The organism is Pantoea sp. SS70 (assembly GCF_029866845.1).
In the GTDB taxonomy this organism is placed as follows: domain Bacteria; phylum Pseudomonadota; class Gammaproteobacteria; order Enterobacterales; family Enterobacteriaceae; genus Pantoea; species Pantoea leporis.
Genome location: NZ_CP117201.1, coordinates 38,015 through 56,192, shown reverse-complemented (window position 1 = coordinate 56,192; position 18,178 = coordinate 38,015). Strand labels below are relative to the sequence as shown.

The following is an 18,178-nucleotide window of genomic DNA, read 5'->3' as shown; positions in this document are numbered from 1 at the left end:
CTCTGATTTGTAATGATTACTACCATATTAAATCAATGTAAAAAGTATTTTTTAAAAAGGAATAAATATGAAAGCAAAAATGACTATAAATAAGCTTGAACTGGGTAATATCAAGTTATTACAGGATTCAGTAAAAATAGGGCACATCTTTGAATTTGTTGCAAGTTTAAAAGTTCAGCCGCGCTCTATGGGAACATTTTCCGGGGAAGGTATCGATTGTCCTGATTTACAGTGGATAGAGACGGTAGATTGGTATAAATTAGATGTTATAAAAAATATGTGGATTCACGTAGGAACAAATCCCTACCATAAAGATTTATACAAAACGAACCCACAATCACAAACATTTAAAACATGGTGGAAAGAATATCGTTATGCGTTTGCTAGAAATACTGAGGGATTTCCTACCGCACTTAGGAATGCTCATGAACGTGATGTCAAACATTGGATTGCACGTAACGGCTTTGAATGGAAACTTCCCATAAAGGATATACCTAGTATGAGTTTGCTCGGTGGTTCTGGCGGAGGAGCTGGAGCTAGTCTCGTGATTGGCCCCACACGCCGGCGAGTTATACGCTTCGAATTAGGTTTTACTGGGTGTTCACAGCGAATTTATTGTGCACAGATACTTGAATCTATGGATGGAAAACCTACCATTTGTTTATTTTTACAAAAAAAATTATCTAGCATTGATTTGAATAATGAACAAAACTTTCTCTCTTGGAGAAAATCACCCCATTCTCATTTTTTTAGAAGTGGACAACCGATCAATAATATGACTGATTAAATTTATAAGCTATGCTTACATATGTTAAATAATTCATGCTGGCCCTTAGCCATTTACTACTATAGGCCCCGCAATTCATCTTACAACGCGCACTTATTGTGATAATTCTTTTTCTATTGAATGAAAAAATGTTACCTATTTTTCTCATTGGTTTCCATACTATAAATCATCCATTCTCATAGAGATTGTTGTAAAATTATCTATTAGAATCTTTAATCCAACATCATATTTTTTTCTGTCTTTATGAAATAAATAAGATGAAGTCTTTTATAACTGTGTGATAACTTACAATCTTCGGATGTTTTTACTAATTATGCTTTCTTACACTGACCTGCTCCCCGTTGATTGACACGCCTTGATGTTCGTAATGTCTTCATAAGTCACATGGGGGCATCCCTATGAAGAAGCGATTCTCCGACGAACATCACCGTTAATACCTAACAGCTATGGTTAAACAGGATTTATGCAAACATTTCTCACAAAATATAGAAGAGAGCTCGGCGGCGTAAGGCATACATTTACCCACCGATAGCGTGTGCTTAAAAGCGATTTAGCCAGCCTGGCTAGCCGTCCTGCCGGATTAACCTGTGTGGTGGTTCAATATGAAAAAGGGATACTTGATTTTATACTGCGCAATATTTGCCTGCGGAGCGGGCCTGTGTGTAATAAGCGCGGAGTTCAGCCGGAGCACGGACAACGGCGATATGCCGCCGGAGTTTGGTTTTGGCGTGATGGTCGTATTTTTGGACTCACCGGCGTTCTCGCTGGTGCAGTTCTTAGCTGTAACGGCTCGCAATCGAAATCCCTCCGACTCGCAATCAGCGCCAGTTTCGGCCCACATTAACTGCAAATCAACATCGTCATATCGGCAAACCTACCGCCAGTATTCTGTCGCGTAGTTCAGCTGTGCGGCCCGGATCCAGTTGATTGTTAAATAACGCTCTGATTTCAGCAGGTTTTGCGTCAAACTGCTCCACCATGTCCTTCAGCCGGTACCCATGCCGCGTGAGCGTCGGCTCCAGGTCATCCAGCTGACGTGACAGCACGGATTCAACCAGGGCGGCGGTAATCGGTTTTTCGCCTGTCTGGTATCCTGCTTCCATCGCCAGCGTCAGGTGCAACTGGACCTGCAGCGGGGTACGCAGTTTAATCGCCAGCAGGTCAACAGCTTCGGTCGTCAGAATATCTTCCGGCTTACCCTTACCGGTACTGGTCTTCAGCAACCACTGGATGTATTCGCGCTGGCTGCCGGTGATCCCGTCTAGCGTAAAAATATCGGTACGATAGCCAATTTCCTCCATCGTCGGGCGCCGCAGGTCATTACGCAGCTTTGGATGACCGGCCAGTACTACAGATAACCGGCCACCGCCGTCTTCAACCACTTCCATCAGCCGTTTGAGACCCGTCAGCGTATTACCGTTCAGGTCATGCGCCTCATCAACAAACAGAGCAACCGGGCGCTTACCTTTTTTGACCAGTTCCTGTAATTCCCGCTCGCGGCGCTCGCCTTGCTTGGGGATCTGTACCTGTTTATCCTGCGCCAGGTCATAAAACAGGGCGTTAATCAGCGTGGCGAGACGAACGCTTTGTTTGTCCACCGACAGTGAGCGGGCGACAATAATTTTGTTTTCATCCATCAGTTGCTGCTGCAGACGTCTCAGGGTAACCGTTTTGCCACTTCCGACCACGCCACAGACGGCTATCAGTCGTCCTTCGCGTATTGCCCCTTTAATGTCTTTCATCAACTACTTATGGTGAGCAGTTTCATAATAACCAGCCTGTTCAAACGACTGGGTCAGTCCATAATGCTCCATCACTTCAACCCGCATGGTCTTCTCCTGATTGTCTGTTACGAAAATAGTCTCTGATGCGGGCGAGTACTTCATTGCGGTTTAGCGTCTCAGTCAGAATACTGTCGATGAACGCCCGGTTTTCATCCGACATTCTGGCCAGTGGAGTGGCCAGATCGTCTGCAATAGCCAGTTTTGCCGCAATAATGGAGGGAAAGTGGTATTCAAATTTTCGGGTATCAAAGGGTTGGTGCGGCAGTTCATCAATGCGCTGCTGATTGTCATCACTGACCACGCGGAGATCGCTGCCGGAGAACGCGCTGATGGGGATATTCAGCTGTCGGGCCAGTGCATGGATGCGATCGGCGCGCTCAGCCGCCTTACCACGTCTGAACGTCCGGTAACGATGTAGCGGCACAGGCCCCGACACCGGATAATAAGGCCCCCATGTTTCACCGATGAACTCCACTTACATCTCTTCGTCAAACAGCCCCCACAGCAGAATGACGGTTTCACCTGCCATATCCGGTTCAACTTCCCATGCAGTGCCATCGATAGTTACCCGCGCATCAACACCCACCCTGCGGGATTCCGGCTCCCGGGCGAACCGGCAGTATTGTTCCCAGGTGCACATATCTCTCATGCCGTCCTGGGGGATATTTGCCAGCCAGTCCTCCAGCCGGGAGTGTTTCTCGCTGCGGTGACGCTGCGCGTTATAACGGCTCAGATAGTTCCAGAGCCATTCGTTGGCCTGCAGTTCCGTCTCCGGTTTATGGAAATGGTACAGGGTTTCATGCGCCTCCTTGACGGTCCTGAACGGACGCTCGACTTTACCTTTGGACCGGGCCGTCGTCCGGATGCCATCCTTACCTGCGGGTGTGTGCGTCAGCCAGTCAACCTTCAGGGACTGCATCACATTCTGGAATACGTGGCTTTTAGCCACAGGACCGTTATCGAGATACAGCATTTTCGGGCGCCCCTGAAAAGGAAAATCAGCTCTGGCTTTTGGTGCCATGGCGCTGAAGAGAAAACGCAGCGCTGACTCCGCATCTTCGCCATACACACACCGGTATTCCTGGTAAATAACACCGCTCCGGTCATCCACCACGCTGAACAGCATCAGCGTGGGTTCGCCACGGGTGGGATCCACCCAGTCAGGCCGCTCAATATGCTTGAGATCGGAGGGCGACATATCGACCTGCCAGCAGTCATTACTGTTTTCAGCCTGAAATCTTACCGCAGGAGGCTCCCGTAACAGGCGGGGCTGGTCGAGACGCCAGCGGGAAAGCCAGCGATTGACGGTCTGTTTTCGAAGTAATCCTCTGGGGCTTTTGATCAGTCCCTGAACCGTCTCCACACCGTGCTCTTCCAGCAACTGTATTGCCCGCCCGGTTGACAGATGGCGGCCGGATTTATTCGTGGTTCGCAGTTTCAGCGCGGCAATCAGCTCACAGTAATGCTCCAGATCTGACGGAGGCAGTATGCGGGGACGTCCATGATCACTGCGGTGAGCTGTCCGTGGTCTCAGCACCAGGCGAAGAGCACGATAGACCGTTGTAACTGAGATAACATACAGCTGAGCGGTGGCGGAAATCTGAGTGGCGCGTTCGGGACTTTTTGGTGGCAGACGATCGAGCCGTTGCCGCAGCTGCAAAAGGGAATCAGTCGGGATATAGCTACGCCGGCTGCTCATAATTTTCCAGCGCCCGGTAAACTGACGCCCTCCCGATCCCGAGCTGGCGGGCTATTGCCGTGGCTCCCATTTTCTCCGTGGTGTACAGGCGCCAGACCTCAGCCGGATCTATTGAAGGTTTCCTGCCGCGATATACTCCCCGTGCTTTCGCCGCGGCTATCCCTTCCATCTGCCGCTCCCGACGAAGATTGGTTTCAAACTCAGCGAAAACGCCCAGCATATCGAGGAAGGCTTTGCCTGCTGCCGAGCGCGTGTCCACAGGCTGTTCTGTTGCTCTGAGCGCTATGCCCTGCTGCTTCAGGGCAAACACGATATCCTGCAGATCCTTAATGCTGCGGGCCAGACGATCCACCCGGGTCACCATCAGCGTATCACCGGGACGCAGGAACTCCAGCAACAGCTGTAACTCATTCCTTCCGGTCCGGCTGCTTCCACTGGCTTTTTCTGAGCGAATGATTTCACAGCCCGCAGCGCGGAGAATTTGTGTCTGAAGGGTAAGATCCTGATCGCTTGTTGAAACGCGGGCATAGCCGTAAAGTGCCATTTTGCTGAAAGTGTCTCGTTAGATTCTAGATGATTAAAACGTAGCACCGGGACAAGACAAAAACAACCCAAATGAGACAGAAAAGCTGTCTCACCGGGTTGCCTGCTTTGGGTCTACCCATATAGTACATTGTTAGAATAAGTTAGCTTTCTGACAATGAATCAAATTAAGCAAGTTCCCCTGTATAGATAACATTACAAGTTTCATATAAAATGTGATTTTTTTAGTGTTTTAAAAAGGAGGAATCACATGTTAACTAAGCAAGAGCGTAAAATAGGAAAATTAGTTATTGACCGCTTCAGAGAACGGAGGGCTGAGAGAATAAATACCGAAATGGTACAAAGAGGTTCTCTTTGGTTTGACAACTTTATCACTAACACCCCTATTCTTGAATATTTTTCAGTATTAATACCAAATCTTAGATTTGGCACTGGAATTAGTGACTTCAAAGATTTTTCAAATAAAAACTACATGGCTCTATTACGTTCAATTGGAGGGTTAAATCATGATGAGAAATTATTTTTCAGTGAATTTTTAACGTCAAGCTTCTATGTGTCCCACGCAACTAACAGTCAGGAGGTTGTAAATAGAAATAATGACTTGGTATTGTTTTCAAGAAGAAAACTAATAGAAAAAGGAATAAAATTCAATACAGATAACACTACAGGTGATGATATAGCCGGGCTTGCTAATGATGATAATGTATTTTTCTCGTTGGAAATAGGTATTCCACCACAAAAGATTCCAATAGGTGGTAAAGGAAGTCGATTTGGAAAAAATATATATAAAATCCCATTAACAAATCAAGCATTTAACGCCATGTCATTATATTTATTTGATCAACTTGAAATGGACATTCCTGATTGTAGAATTTCTGGCATTAGTGAAGAAGCAAAAAAAATATTAAGCACAAGAGAATATACCAGGAAATCAATTTGCTTTTACGGTGGGAAATCTATTCCAGCACTAGCCCTATCAATTATAGCTGCGGCCAGATTGTTATCTGAAGGTGATCGATCTATTTTATTGAGAGCCAGAACAGACAAGGAAAAAAATGATCTCGTTCGTTATCTATTTCGAGTTGAAATAAGAGTTCCGCGATTGGTAGGGGTTAAATTTGGGAGCTATTATCGTTTCAATTTTGGTGGATGATATAAACTTTGTTAAATTGTATCTTTATTAATTGAATTTATTTAATCATCTTTGTAAATGCATATGAAATTTTCACAAAGATGATTAATGATAAACAACGTTGATTTTCAGTTATTGTGAGCCGGTCGGACTGGATTGCGAGCCGGGCAGGATAAATGCGAGCCCATTGTCACTTAATGTGAGCCGGTGGCGTTTTTCGTTTGCAGTTAATGTGGGCCGAAATTTGCGCTGATTGCGAGTCGGAGGGATTTCGATTGCGAGCCCCTACACTTAGCGCCTTTGCATACTCTCGTGATAAAAAGCGCTGATGACTTTCTTGTTTACCGTCTCGCTCTTTTTACTGAAAACATCGATTACGCGCTCTGCCGGCGCTCAATTCTGAAAGCATGCACCGGCGTGTATGTTTATTCATCCGGGAAGAAGTTATCTGCGGCGTTCTGCGCGTTTTTACGGGAAGAGGGCGGGTTCGCTCTGAGGGCGTCTGAGCCGGTGCCTGGAACGGTTGTTATGTTCAATCCGAGTAATCGGTAGGTAAAAAATAAGCCTTGCAGGGCTTCTGGAGGTTTACGTCTCAGTGATTATTTTTTTGCTGATTTGCGGGGCTTTAACTCAGGGGTATTCCCGGGTGTGTTTTTCTTTTCACTCTAACGTTAATCTGGTTTCCCAGTCAAATCAGCGATACGTTTCTGGTCTAATTATAGAACCATAACAGATCAGCAATTCTCTGCTCCATAGATTTCATGCCGTGGATACTGTAGGCCTTTAACTTGTAGCTCTGCAGAAAAAAACGTAATGGTGCATTCTCGGAGGAGCAGCAGTAGCGACGAACTCCCAGGGTGCAGGTGCAACAGGTGAGCATGTGTTGTGTTCAACGGATTGTTTCGTCCACTAGCTGACGCTGTCGCCATGATTTTCAAGGTGGCGGTTTCAGACGCCATCGATGGTGAACAGGATTTACGCTGGGCGGGGAATATAAATGGGGCACATGTATAAGGCGGAGCTCAGATAATGCAAATCATCGGAACCGCGAAGATATAGCGCTCGGCCCATTGGGGCGAGACGTTCCTCAGCCGAAACTCCTTAAGTTGTAGTGGTCCAGTCATTTAGGACACCGGCAGAGGTTCTTTTCGCGTTTGCCTTTCTTTTATAGCGGGCTGTTGCCCGCGGTTATGTTTGTGCGGTCGGATTCTGTTGTAATAACCGCTCAGATAGAATGAAACATCTCGACTGGCCTCTTCTTCATCCTCATAGCCTTTGCGCAGCAGCCACTCCGTTTTCAGGCTACGAAATAGGCGTTCTGTCACCGCGTTATCCCAGCAATTTCCCTTCCGGCTCTAAAACTGGCTGCGGTGCACACCCAGCACCGCGCAGAGTTCTTTGATGCTGTACGGCCCGCTTAATGTGGCGATCAACGTCAGAGTTTTGTGGAGTCCGACATCATTAAGGCCGTAGCTTTTTTTAATATGTCTTTATCCCGTTCAAGGCGGAGAATACGTTCTTCAAACTTACGGATCCGCTGCTGATAGGGTGTCAGCGGTGTGGCTGAAGGCGCAATGCTCATGCCGGGTGCCGAGATACCGCCGCAATGTTCCACTCGTAATTGCTTAACCCAGCGACGCATTGCCGTTGGCCCCACATCGGTAGTCTCGCAGGCCTCTGGAACGGAATAGCCATGGTCGAGCACGAGTTCAGCGCATTCACGCTTAAACTCAGGTGTAAACGTTCTTCCACTCATAAGGTCACCTCTCTGGTTAGTGGAGTTATAACCTCTGAACGTGTCCGAATCTATTAGACCACTACAAGTCGATCATATTGTCCCTTAGGGTAAAGCGGAATCGTTAGGAGCAAAATAATGACGTGTAACGCGTTCCAAAAAATTCAACGCTAAGATTACCCTTGATGACCGTCCAGTGTTTATCCCAGAACTTCCAGTGATAAACCGGCCTTAAAGTTGTAAGAGGGTGATGGTAGACCCCTAAATAGCCATTAGGTGCAGCGAGATAGCCTACGTTAACCCCTAACGCTCTTAATGCATAGCGAAGTTCATAAAGATATTCTCCTGTCCCAACGTTACAGGAATCCAGCCTTAATACACCAACTTGTCTTAATCCCATCGCTACCAGTTTTTCCGCCATAACACTTGCCGGAATTAGAGTTCCCTTTCGAGCCTTAACATTTTTTCCTTCATCATTTATTCTGTTGACCACCCTTACATCAATAGGAAAGTTTCTATATCCATGAATTACCACATCTAAACGTGACAGGGAATTAAGGTGCATCAAAGAATTTTTTTCAGGCGAATTGAAAATTGTACTCTCATAGTTTCTGACCATTTCCCCAAATAAATTTTCCTGAGGAAGCTTTCTTTTTCTTATGGTGCTCCTCGCATACATATCAAAAAATTTGGGATTTGCTCCGCCGTATTCCCCGATTTGTACAATGTAGTGCTTAGTCGGATTATTAGTCCAGTCATTACGTTCGCTTTTGCTATATGAGGCATTTGGCTCGCCTGTATTTATCGAGGATGCATGCGGTGAAGACATTTGAACAGAGCTCTGTCTGTTAAGAGATTTAAACATGGGGCCTTCTTTTTTTAGAAATTATATTGTGGCTGCTAGTAACAATGGTAAGTTTCATATTTCTAAGCTACTGAAAGTTTCAACGTCATTTGCAATGCTTGCGGTTAAAAATAGAACTGGATGTTAGTGTAAATCTACACACAGTTTTTAATGAAAAAAATGCTACGTTTGTTACCAAAAATAGGGAGCAAGCATCTGCTGTGACTGACAAAACCACATCAGGATGTATATTGTCGTGAGATTTTATTTCAGTTCCGTCTCAATCGCAACTAGGTGCTGGTTCACTCGGATCAGGGCAGTCAATATACAAGCCATGAGCCCAGTCGTTCCTGAAATCACATAGCCTGGAGGGCAGCATAAGCCGTCGCGGTAACTGCCACGATAATGCGGTTGCAGAAAGCTTTTTTCAGTTATTAAAACGCGAGCAGATAAAGAAAAGGTTTAGGAACGCGGGAAGAAGCTCGCAGCGATATTTTTAATTACATCGGAATGTTATATAACAGTAAGCGTCGGCATGGTTCTAGCGATCAGATGTCACCGACAGAATATGAAAACAATTATTAACAACGGCTCAGAAGTGTCTAGATTATCCGTGGCGATTCAGAACAAAAAAAATATATTTGATTGTCTGTCGCTAAAGTAAATCGAGCGTGACTGGTCATTTTAGTGCCTCACCCCATATTGTTTTTATAAAACTTAACAGGTAATTTCCGCGTTTGTTTGATGAGTGCAGATACAAAAGTTTTTTTTATTTTCCCTGATTTAGTCAGTATAACTGAAGTTAGTAGAATATATACAAATCTCATCAATCCCGGCGTGGAAATTGTAATAATAACAATAATCAAGCGTGACAGCATCTGGATTGAACGTTCTGTAATAGATTAAAGTTTATTCATATTTAGACGGAAAATTTCGCTATCACGATTGAGCCCTAGCTTACGCATGGCCGCACGCTTCTGTGAGCTAATAGTTTTGACACTACGTGACAGCCGTAATGCAGTTTGTGATACCGTTAGCCCAGCGTGAAGGTATTCAATCACAACTTTCTCTTTTGCTGAAAGACGCTGCATGCTTAAAATCTCCACGTCCACATTATCATCAAGTATCATCTGTCCAGATTTGCAATGATGACATGAAATATGGCGCAATCCCGTAATCCAATTTTCTGGCGACAATGATTTACAAAAATAAGATTTAATCTGTGGCTTCAACATCGTACTAATTTGCTGCTGTTGATGACAATCACCCATAGTGACAATATTCATATTGGGGTAGTGGAATGATAGCTGTTCAACTAACGACTTTAAATTCAATTCTCCTTTCGGAAGTGAACAGTCAATTAAAGCAATATTGGCGGGTGCCAGACTCAGAGAAAAAAATAGTTCCCTACTATTTTTACAGCAGTCAGAAACTATAAATTCAGGTTCATTATTAATGAGTCTCTTCAATCCTTCTAAAAAAATGGGATGGTCATCAAGAATAATTATATTTTTTTCTATCATAGTTATAAAGTATCAATATTATTGGATTGTAATTGTATAGGTTGCAACAGCATCAAAATAGCTTGTTTTCTGATGATTCGCGCCAGGTAAATAACGCAGGAACCAATACCAGTTTTGCGCGAAGTGGCTCCTGTCGCCACTTTTGGCTGCATCGTAAGGCATCGATAATTTCTCACCAAATTTCTGCCAGTCGCCGCCTTCCGCTTTAGTTGAAAAACGGATCGCCATATCTTCAATCGACGTGGCTAATGCGGTGTCGTCATTATTCAGTAATTGGCCGGCCTGAAAAGTAATCGCCACGTTGTAGTTATTGGCGGCGTCATCACGTAGCGGCGAGCAGGAAACTTCAATCGGCGTCACCTGTACCTGGCCGAGCGTTGCTTCCTGAGTGCCCGATTTGGGTCGATAAATGGTGCCAAAATTCACTGTACTATTTTGTTCAGTGACCAGCGTGCAGCTGGCTTCGGTGGCGATGCTCGGTGCCAGCAGGCCGCTGTTCAGCACATCCACTTGCTGTTGCGTCGCACCATTTGATTCCAGCAGCAGCGCACCGCCGTGGGTTAATTGCAGCGTACGCTGCGACTGAATCGGCGTGTTATTACTGATTTTCACCAGCTGCGCCTTCAGTCTGAAACCGACGCGGCGTGTACCTTCGCCTTCACGGCTGATTGAACAGCTGGCGGATTGCCCCGCGGCAATCGCGCCACTGCCGATACACTTACCGCCTTCGCTATTAGCATCCGCGAACAATCGAACGCCGATGCCATTCACATTGGTTGCCAGCACATCGCGGCCCGGACCGATCCAGTCCAGTGCGCCGCTTTCTTTCAAACCCAGCGATACCGGTGCGCTAATTGGGCCATCACACTGCACCCCAATCTCCAGCAGCGTATGTGGCGCATCGCCGATGGCGGCAAACAGCGGTGTAGCGGCAGGAATTTTTACCAGGCCGTTGAGCGGTTGCTGTTCGCTGCGGGTGTAACTGCAGCCCTTCGGTAAATCCGACAGTGCCAGATTTTGCGCCCATGCGGCATTGCTGCCCAACAACGCGGCAATCGCGCTGCTTAACAGCAGTTGTCTGCCAAGCACTTTACTCATTTTAAACATCCTCACTGTTTTGGCAGACGCTCTGCACCTGAAGCGGTACGCCGTCCATCTGATTTTCACTGGCGGATTTTAGGTTAAAGTTCACTTTGCACAATGCATCCGCGCCGCGCCCCCACTGCACTTCGAGCGAGCCGCTATCTGGCATGCCGGAGATATAGAGCAATCCTTCATCACCGACGATGCTGCCATTGTTCTGCTCGCCTTCGTTCAGCAGCAGTTTGGCGGTGGCACCGAATGGCACGTAGTCGCCGTTGGCTTTACGCAAGGTCATCATCACCTGATGACCGCGCTGGGTTTTGAAGTCGGCTAATACCACCGCACCGCGGGTTGGCGTGACGGAGGTGCTGGTTTGATCCAACGCGACATTGGTGCCCAAGCCTTGCGGATCCAGCGAGATGTCGGTACGACGATACGGCGTCATATACGGCATCACCGCATAACCGCGCCAGTCGGTGGACAGCCCGGTTTGGTTGTTAACTTTTATATTGGCCGCGCCCGGCGCACGCACCAGCGCCACGGTGTCGCTCATCTCCTGCGATAAGGTGACGCCATACGGATGGGCGACGATGCCGCCGCGCAGGCCGTAGTTAATCTGCTCCTGTGACTGGCTGCGGTTATAGCCCGCTGACACCGTGCCGCTGTTGCCGCGATAGGATGCGGAGAGATTGCTGGTGTTATTGTCATCACCCAGCGTCTGGCTGACGTTGTAGTTGAGCTGGTTATCCAGCGCGGTACCGCTCAGACCGGCTTGATGCGTGGTGCCCTGCCCTTTGGCATGCGCCATGCCGTAGTTCAGCTGCATCGAGTTGCGGGAATCGCCTGCCAGCCAGCGGCTTAACGGCACCGATGCGGTTAGCGCCAGACGACGATCTTCTTTGCCACTGTCGCTATCCTGCGACTGGCTGAGATTGAGGCCGTAGCTGACGCCAAACACATTGGTGTTGTAGCCAAGCGTGTAGGTGCGCAGATTGCCCGGTTTGTTCCAGTAATCACGTTGTGAACCCGAGACATACATCGAACCGGCATCACCCAGCGACTGGTTCAGCATTATCTGGAATTCACCGCGCGGACGGTAATTGCGGTTCAACGCACCGTTCATGGCATCCGCCGGATTGGTCATCGCATCCTGCAAGGTGTAATAACCTTCGGTGGAGTATCGATAGGCTGCCAGCGACACCGACGTACCGGTTTCGACGATACTGCGCGAGTAGCGCAGACGATAAGATTGTCCCTGATTTTTTTCACCGTTTGGCAGCGTGGTACTGGATTGGGTAATATCCGCAGAAATGGCGCCTAGGCGACCAATACCCAATCCGATACCAGCGCTGGCTGAGAGATACTCTTTCGCCAGCTGCATGCCGCCGTACACAGTATTGGCATTCGGCAAGCCGTAAATCAGCGTACCCTGGACAAATTTCGCCTCGCCCGTCGAGATCGCTCCGCCGCTGTTACGCAGTTTGCCGATGGTCATAGCGTATTTCAGCTGACCTTCACGCTGCATGATGGCGATGGAAGAGTAAGGCTGTGAGAAAGTACGTTCGCTGCCGTCGTTCTCTTTAACGGTGACAACAAGGTCGCCGCTCAGTGAAGCGGGATAGAGATCGTTGATCTCAAACGGGCCTGGCGGCACATAAGATTGATAAATCACGCTGCCGTTCTGGCGAATCGTCACTTCTGCGCCCGTTTCGGATACGCCACGAATTACCGGTGCAAAGCCGCGCAGGCTGTCTGGCAGCATGCTGTCATCAGAGACCAACTGGCCGCCCTGGAACTGCACGCTGTCGAACACATCAGCCGGCGTGGCGCTATCGCCGAGGGTGAGCTGGCCTTTGATGGCATGGATGTCGCGTTGCAGGTAAGTGCTGATGACATCAAAGCTAGAGCTGCCGCCCTGACGTGAATCACTGCGCTGTTGATAAGTGCCATAACTGCGTAAGCGCCATGGTCCGAGATTCAAGCCACCGCGCAGGTTAGCGTACAGCGCATTATTAGTTCCCTGACTACGATTGCTCAACGAACGGGTTTGATTTCCTGTCACGCTGTAATTGAGCAGCGCGGCTGTTAATCCCTGATTCCAACTGGCAGGATCGACATAACCCTTCACGCGTTGCTTAACTAACATTTGTGGAATGCTCAGTTCGAGACGCATTTCATTAAAACGAAAATCTGCCGATGCCGAAGGAATATATTCCTTCAAGTTACTAATAACTGCTTCCCCAGGCAGATCTTTAAGCCCTTCAATCGCACCAACACGCACTCCCAGTTGTTCATACTGATCTCTTGTTAACTGGGGCAGTAATGTTATGTCATCATCGCTCTGGAAGTTAATCTCTCTTTCATCTACCAACTGATTATTTAAATAAAGCGCAACCTTATACTCACCAGGAGCCTGACCACCCGCTTCGAAATGACTTAAATCAGCTATTTTAGCTGATTTGCTTCTCTCGCTTGGCAACGATAACAATTCAGGATTGAAATATTCAGCTGCGAAAGCATTTCCCATGCCAAAAAATGCCATCTGCAGAGCAATAGCAATCGTATTCGACTTTCTTGGCTTAATTTTTTTAAAGTTTAAGGTTGCTTTCATAACTATTTTTTTATTGAAGGCTGAGGGTAAAGGAACATCCTTGCACCTTGCGTTAGTCACTCAAAGTCTTACTCTCTTCAGACATAATTCCACCCATATCATTTAATACACGGAAAGAAACTTTTTGTCCATTGGCGTTAGCAGGTAATGTAAAGTCCTGTTTACCATACGGCGGCACCATTTCAGTAACATTTTTCACTTCGCTAGTGCCTAATGTAAGTTTGTTTACTGTAATATAATAAGGCGTTGGATTATTCGCTGTTAGCTTGCTACCATTCCGACTGAATGATAATTTTTTATACGCATCGCCAGATGAAGATGGAAGATTATCGGGTCGATAAAACAATTTAATCTTCAAAACGTAAGCAAATGAAAGCGTATTTTTGTTTTGGTTCTCTTTTGACTGCGCTGGAATCGCTTTAACATTTAACCAAAAAACTGATTCACGATCTGAAGGCAAATCACCACCAGAGCGTACTATGCGCAGCGTATTTTTCCCTTCATCTTGTCGATATAGTGGAGGAGTAACCACGAATGGAGGCTTGATATTGACTGAGTCATTATCATAATTGCTAACCCATGTCTGGGCGAGAAAAGGCGATTTTTTCGCAGAGTTGATAACGGTTACAGTTGCTTCTTTCTGTTCTCCTTTATAAATAACCCGAGTATTTCCTAAGCTAAATCCACCTTTGCTTTCAGCAAGCACAGGCGCTGAGAACAAAGACATGCTAAAACACAGAGAAGCAACTGCAGATGATGCTAATTTAAACGTTTTCATATTTATACCAAAAATTAAATCAGGCAGAAAAAATACATATTCTGCCTGAATATGTATTTTATTGTGTAATCACTGTAACTGTAGCCGTGGAAGCAATGTCACCTTCTACTGGCGCATCTGAACCTACGCGGTAAGCCTGAAGTTTAGCTTTAACTGTTGCGTTACCTTGGGCGGCATCAAGGTCAGTGGAATCAATTTGCTGACCTGTAGTGATAAGCGTGTTATCAATTTTAGTGATACCAAAAGCCACACCTTCAGCATTCCCGGAATTATTCAGGTATTCTGGATTAGAGGAGTTAGGAGAAAAATCAAATCGTATGCCTACATTTTGGGTTGATGGCGGACAAGCTGTAACATCAAAATCAATATTCGTACTTGCCACAGATTCATTATCTGCTGCACCAATAAGTCGTTCAGGAGTAAGGGTTGAAATATTAATTGTTCTTGTCAGCTGATCAGCTGATACCTGACAAGATTGCTCGGTCAATGAACCGTCCATATTGACAGTGCCTGTAACTGCCGAAGCAACATTTGACAACAGTAATGATGAGAAACAAGTAAAAAGTATTTTTTTATTAATCATTTTAGGACCTTTTTTATACTAAAATCAGTTAAAAGACAGGGTTAAATCAGCAGTAGATGAGAAAGAACCAGCTACAGGTCTATCAGCGCCATAGATACCACTGTGCAAACGAACTAATCTTGGTGTAAATTTTACCGTACCTGAACCATTGTTAATTACAAAGTCCTCTGTATATCCCGGCAGCAAGTATTCAGAAGGAAGACTAGTAGTTTTCCTAAAGACAATACCAGCACCTCTCATTGAAGTATTACCCAGATCGGCACGCGACTCACCAATATGAGGATAGTCGACAAGCAAGCTAGCATTACTTACATTTGATGGACATCCACTAACATTATAATCAACATCCAACCTTTCGATCTCTGCTCCATGTTGAAAATCCGTAATTTCAGCCCCGTTTACTGGAGCGAATGATACTGTCTTATTTAAGTCCACTGTACAAGTCGAACTACTAACAGCACCAGTGAAGTTCAAAGTACCAGATGTGTCTGCAACGGCTGCGGTGATACCTGACACCGAGATTGCAGAAGAAATTAGTATGGAACAAAACGTTTTTTTCATTTTATAATCCCCTGAGGATTTAGGACTTGCGAAAACGTATTATCATCAAGTCCTTTGATTAATTTTACACTCAGCTAATGAGTAATAGCAATTAAATACAGAAGCGACGAATCGATTTGAATTTTCATCCTCCTGATAATATTTATTATCGATTAACCAATTCCATATCACTACAAGAGCACTCTCAAAACACCAGATAAATCCGAAAATAAAAAAGCCACACTATAAAGTGTGGCGCGAGGTAATGAGTCAGGCACCTTCCTCAAGGTGACGACAGCCCTCTGTCGACGTCAGTTTATTCAGGGATTAATTTTAATATCGAAGATTAATGTCGCGCCAGGTGGAATCATCTTATCTACGCCCGCATCACCAAAGGCTTTATCCGCCGGTAATATCACTTCCACTTCACTCCCCCTTTTAAGCTGGCTTAACACCTTAGTTAACGCCGGTAATAAGGAATCTAACTTGATGCGCTGCACCTTGTTCTCCTTACCGCTGTTATCAAACACCGTGCCATCGGATAAACGTCCAGTCAGCAATATATCCACGCTGCTTTCTGCCGTCAGCTTTTCGCCTTTACCGGCTTTGCTCACTACGTAATAGGCGCCCTCCAGCGTTTTCACTCCTTTACGCTGTTTGGTACTCTCAATCAGCGCCTTACCAGCTTTCTGCTGCTTCTGACGTTCGGTCGCCTGGGATTGCTGCTGCACCTGCAATTTTTCATTTAGCTTGCCATCTAACTCGGTAACCAGTTTTTCCACTTCATCACTATTCAACGCCACGCGCTGACTAAATGCATCTTTAATCCCTGCCAGCACCATCGGACGATCCGGCTCAACCCCGAGATTTTGCTGCGCGCGCAGGCTCTGCACTATGTTGCTGGCAAAGGCCACGCCATTAGCATAAGAAAGCTTCTGCTCGTTACTTACCGGTACCGCGCTCAGCTGCAGCGCCTGCTGTTTGGTCAGTTGCTCACGCATCGCGGCCTGCTGTTTTTCCGCATCCAGCAAAGCGAGTTGCAGTTCGGCGATACGATCCTGATGCTGCTTCAGTTCCGCAAGCTGTTGCGTGTCAGACTGCTTTTGCGCTTTGAGCGCCTGCGTTTCGGCGCGCACCTCCTCCAGCTGCTTGCCAAGCGCAATCACGCTCTCTTCCTTCTCTTGCAGCTTGTCCGCCAGCGAAGATTGTTGCAGCGCATGGGTGTCCACCAACAGTTGATGTGCGGCTAACTGGGTACGCAACTCGCTCAACTGCTCTTGCGAACCGCTCTGCTGGCTTTGATGCTCGGCGAGTTGCTGCTGCAGGAATTCCAGCTGCTGACGTTGCGTTTCAACGGTGGCTTTATCCGTTTCTAAAGCTTGCAACTGCTGTTGCAGCGCCCGCTTCTCCACCTGATGACCGACCAGCAACTCTTTATTGATACGCTGTTGCTCGTTGAGGGAGTATTCCAGCGCCTGCAGTTTTTTCGTCTGCTCCACATTGTGCGTGGTGGCAGGACGCAAAGGCTTTTTCTTCGGTGACGGCGCTTTTACCCACGGTTTAGCCGTTTCAGTTTCATCAAATAGCGAATAGGGAATGGTGTGATCCGAGCTGTAACCGGTCAGTGCGGGTGCCGCCTGGCTGATGGATGAGCACAAAGTTACAGCCACTGCGAGGCCAATCAGCGAGCGGGTGAATAAGGGTCTCATGGCAGTGCTTCCTTATGTGGTTTGACATACTGCTGGGTGAATTTCTGCGCCAGTTGACGAGCCTGCGTGGCTCTACCACTGCGAGTGGCGCTGGCGTACATGCGTAATTTCATCTGCTCGGCGATTTGAGTTAGGTGGGGATCGTCGCTGTTTTGCACAGCGACGTGATACCAGGCGTAAGCCTGCAGCGGCTGGGCTTTGACGCCTTCTCCCACCTGATAAGCACCGGCCAGATTAAACTGCGCCAGCGCATTACCCTGTTCGGCGGCTTTGCGATACCACTCTGCCGCGAGCGCAGGATCTTTTTTCACGCCAAACCCGCGACTGTAAGCGGCGCCGACATCGTTTTGCGCCTGCGTGTCACCCTGCCGCGCGGCCTGTAGCAACCAGTTAAAGGCTTGCTGCTTATCTTGCAGCAGCGGATTGCCGCTGCGATGATAACGCGCCAGCTGCTGCGCGGCGGCGCTGTTGCCCTGCTCGGCTGCGCGCTCTAGCCACTGTTTGCCATCGCCAAGCTGATGTTCGAGTAGCAACTTGCCGAGCTGATACTGCGCCACAGGCTGGCCGCTTTCGGCGGCGGCCTTGAGCAGCGGTTGCGCAGCATCGTGTTGACCAGCCGACGCCAGCCAGCCGCCATACTGTTGCTGCGCATGGTGTTCACCGGCTTCAGCCTGTTGACGCGTAGCTGTCATTTGCTGATTGAAGTCGCTGAGTAAGCGTGGTTGTGCAAAAGGCTCAGTGGCAGGCGATGCGTGCGGCTGCACATGTGTGACGCAGCCACTCAGCAAGGCGCTCAGTGCAACGATAGAGAAGAGAGTATTCATCGA

12 protein-coding genes and 5 pseudogenes are annotated in these 18,178 nt (G+C 47.3%); 3 read left to right on the top strand and 14 right to left on the bottom strand.

Annotation, left to right across the window (positions count from 1 at the left end; all coding sequences use genetic code 11):
- Window positions 1–67: 67 nt before the first annotated feature.
- Entirely contained in the window at window positions 68–787 is a 720-nt protein-coding gene (locus tag PO881_RS23410) for a hypothetical protein (RefSeq protein WP_280173458.1), read from the top strand.
- An 860-nt stretch (window positions 788–1,647) separates the two neighbouring features.
- On the opposite strand, the pseudogene PO881_RS23405 reads toward PO881_RS23410, so the two are convergent.
- The 3 genes and pseudogenes from PO881_RS23405 to PO881_RS23395 all read right to left on the bottom strand — a co-directional run bounded on the left by PO881_RS23405 (window position 1,648) and on the right by PO881_RS23395 (window position 4,814).
- Window positions 1,648–2,673: pseudogene (locus tag PO881_RS23405) on the bottom strand (ExeA family protein).
- Window positions 2,606–4,270, bottom strand: a pseudogene (locus tag PO881_RS23400) (IS481 family transposase). The pseudogenes PO881_RS23405 and PO881_RS23400 overlap by 68 nt, the downstream one beginning before the upstream one ends.
- The gene (locus PO881_RS23395; protein ID WP_280173457.1) at window positions 4,254–4,814 is read right to left on the bottom strand and encodes a recombinase family protein; all 561 of its coding nucleotides are present in this window, start codon (window positions 4,812–4,814) and stop codon (window positions 4,254–4,256) included. The pseudogene PO881_RS23400 and the gene PO881_RS23395 overlap by 17 nt, the downstream one beginning before the upstream one ends.
- A gap of 249 nt (window positions 4,815–5,063) precedes the next feature.
- Between PO881_RS23395 and PO881_RS23390 the strand changes: the two genes are divergently transcribed.
- Window positions 5,064–5,966, top strand: a complete 903-nt coding sequence (locus tag PO881_RS23390; protein WP_280173456.1) for a hypothetical protein — start codon at window positions 5,064–5,066, stop codon at window positions 5,964–5,966.
- Window positions 5,967–7,069: 1,103 nt separating this feature from the next.
- On the opposite strand, the pseudogene PO881_RS23385 reads toward PO881_RS23390, so the two are convergent.
- The 3 genes and pseudogenes from PO881_RS23385 to PO881_RS23375 all read right to left on the bottom strand — a co-directional run.
- Window positions 7,070–7,318, bottom strand: a pseudogene (locus PO881_RS23385) (integrase core domain-containing protein); the annotation flags it as partial.
- A 101-nt stretch (window positions 7,319–7,419) separates the two neighbouring features.
- Window positions 7,420–7,701, bottom strand: a pseudogene (locus PO881_RS23380) (transposase); the annotation flags it as partial.
- A gap of 103 nt (window positions 7,702–7,804) precedes the next feature.
- Window positions 7,805–8,545 carry a hypothetical protein gene (locus tag PO881_RS23375; RefSeq protein WP_280173455.1) on the bottom strand — a complete coding sequence of 247 codons (741 nt, stop codon included), beginning with the start codon at window positions 8,543–8,545 and terminating at the stop codon, window positions 7,805–7,807.
- 273 nt (window positions 8,546–8,818) lie between these two features.
- Here PO881_RS23375 and PO881_RS23370 point away from each other — a divergent pair.
- Window positions 8,819–9,109, top strand: a pseudogene (locus PO881_RS23370) (IS3 family transposase); the annotation flags it as partial.
- Window positions 9,110–9,426: 317 nt separating this feature from the next.
- On the opposite strand, the gene PO881_RS23365 reads toward PO881_RS23370, so the two are convergent.
- From PO881_RS23365 to PO881_RS23330, 8 genes are all read right to left on the bottom strand, one after another.
- A complete protein-coding gene (locus tag PO881_RS23365) occupies window positions 9,427–10,047 on the bottom strand; it encodes a response regulator transcription factor (protein WP_280173454.1) in 621 nt (206 codons plus the stop codon).
- 18 nt (window positions 10,048–10,065) lie between these two features.
- A complete protein-coding gene (locus PO881_RS23360; RefSeq protein ID WP_280173453.1) occupies window positions 10,066–11,145 on the bottom strand; it encodes a fimbrial protein in 1,080 nt (359 codons plus the stop codon).
- 1 nt (window position 11,146) lies between these two features.
- Window positions 11,147–13,657: a fimbria/pilus outer membrane usher protein gene (locus tag PO881_RS23355; protein WP_280173452.1), complete on the bottom strand. Its 2,511-nt coding sequence runs from the start codon at window positions 13,655–13,657 to the stop codon at window positions 11,147–11,149.
- A gap of 136 nt (window positions 13,658–13,793) precedes the next feature.
- Window positions 13,794–14,519 (bottom strand): molecular chaperone, encoded by a 726-nt coding sequence (locus PO881_RS23350; protein ID WP_280173451.1) that lies wholly within the window; start codon window positions 14,517–14,519, stop codon window positions 13,794–13,796.
- Window positions 14,520–14,577: 58 nt separating this feature from the next.
- Window positions 14,578–15,102: a fimbrial protein gene (locus PO881_RS23345; protein WP_280173450.1), complete on the bottom strand. Its 525-nt coding sequence runs from the start codon at window positions 15,100–15,102 to the stop codon at window positions 14,578–14,580.
- A gap of 24 nt (window positions 15,103–15,126) precedes the next feature.
- Window positions 15,127–15,663, bottom strand: a complete 537-nt coding sequence (locus PO881_RS23340; protein ID WP_280173449.1) for a fimbrial protein — start codon at window positions 15,661–15,663, stop codon at window positions 15,127–15,129.
- Window positions 15,664–15,962: 299 nt separating this feature from the next.
- Window positions 15,963–17,351, bottom strand: coding sequence for an FKBP-type peptidyl-prolyl cis-trans isomerase (locus tag PO881_RS23335; RefSeq protein ID WP_280173448.1), 1,389 nt, complete (start codon window positions 17,349–17,351; stop codon window positions 15,963–15,965).
- Entirely contained in the window at window positions 17,348–18,175 is an 828-nt protein-coding gene (locus PO881_RS23330) for a hypothetical protein (RefSeq protein ID WP_280173447.1), read from the bottom strand. Before PO881_RS23330 ends, PO881_RS23335 begins: the two co-directional genes overlap by 4 nt.
- Window positions 18,176–18,178 lie beyond the last annotated feature (3 nt).

Bases quoted from the DNA above. Each gene is read 5' to 3' on its own strand.
- PO881_RS23410 (WP_280173458.1), top strand. From the start codon at position 68: ATGAAAGCAAAAATGACTATAAATAAGCTTGAACTGGGTAATATCAAG.
- PO881_RS23395 (WP_280173457.1), bottom strand. From the start codon at position 4,814: ATGGCACTTTACGGCTATGCCCGCGTTTCAACAAGCGATCAGGATCTT.
- PO881_RS23390 (WP_280173456.1), top strand. From the start codon at position 5,064: ATGTTAACTAAGCAAGAGCGTAAAATAGGAAAATTAGTTATTGACCGC.
- PO881_RS23375 (WP_280173455.1), bottom strand. From the start codon at position 8,545: ATGTTTAAATCTCTTAACAGACAGAGCTCTGTTCAAATGTCTTCACCG.
- PO881_RS23365 (WP_280173454.1), bottom strand. From the start codon at position 10,047: ATGATAGAAAAAAATATAATTATTCTTGATGACCATCCCATTTTTTTA.
- PO881_RS23360 (WP_280173453.1), bottom strand. From the start codon at position 11,145: ATGAGTAAAGTGCTTGGCAGACAACTGCTGTTAAGCAGCGCGATTGCC.
- PO881_RS23355 (WP_280173452.1), bottom strand. From the start codon at position 13,657: ATGGGAAATGCTTTCGCAGCTGAATATTTCAATCCTGAATTGTTATCG.
- PO881_RS23350 (WP_280173451.1), bottom strand. From the start codon at position 14,519: ATGAAAACGTTTAAATTAGCATCATCTGCAGTTGCTTCTCTGTGTTTT.
- PO881_RS23345 (WP_280173450.1), bottom strand. From the start codon at position 15,102: ATGATTAATAAAAAAATACTTTTTACTTGTTTCTCATCATTACTGTTG.
- PO881_RS23340 (WP_280173449.1), bottom strand. From the start codon at position 15,663: ATGAAAAAAACGTTTTGTTCCATACTAATTTCTTCTGCAATCTCGGTG.
- PO881_RS23335 (WP_280173448.1), bottom strand. From the start codon at position 17,351: ATGAGACCCTTATTCACCCGCTCGCTGATTGGCCTCGCAGTGGCTGTA.
- PO881_RS23330 (WP_280173447.1), bottom strand. From the start codon at position 18,175: ATGAATACTCTCTTCTCTATCGTTGCACTGAGCGCCTTGCTGAGTGGC.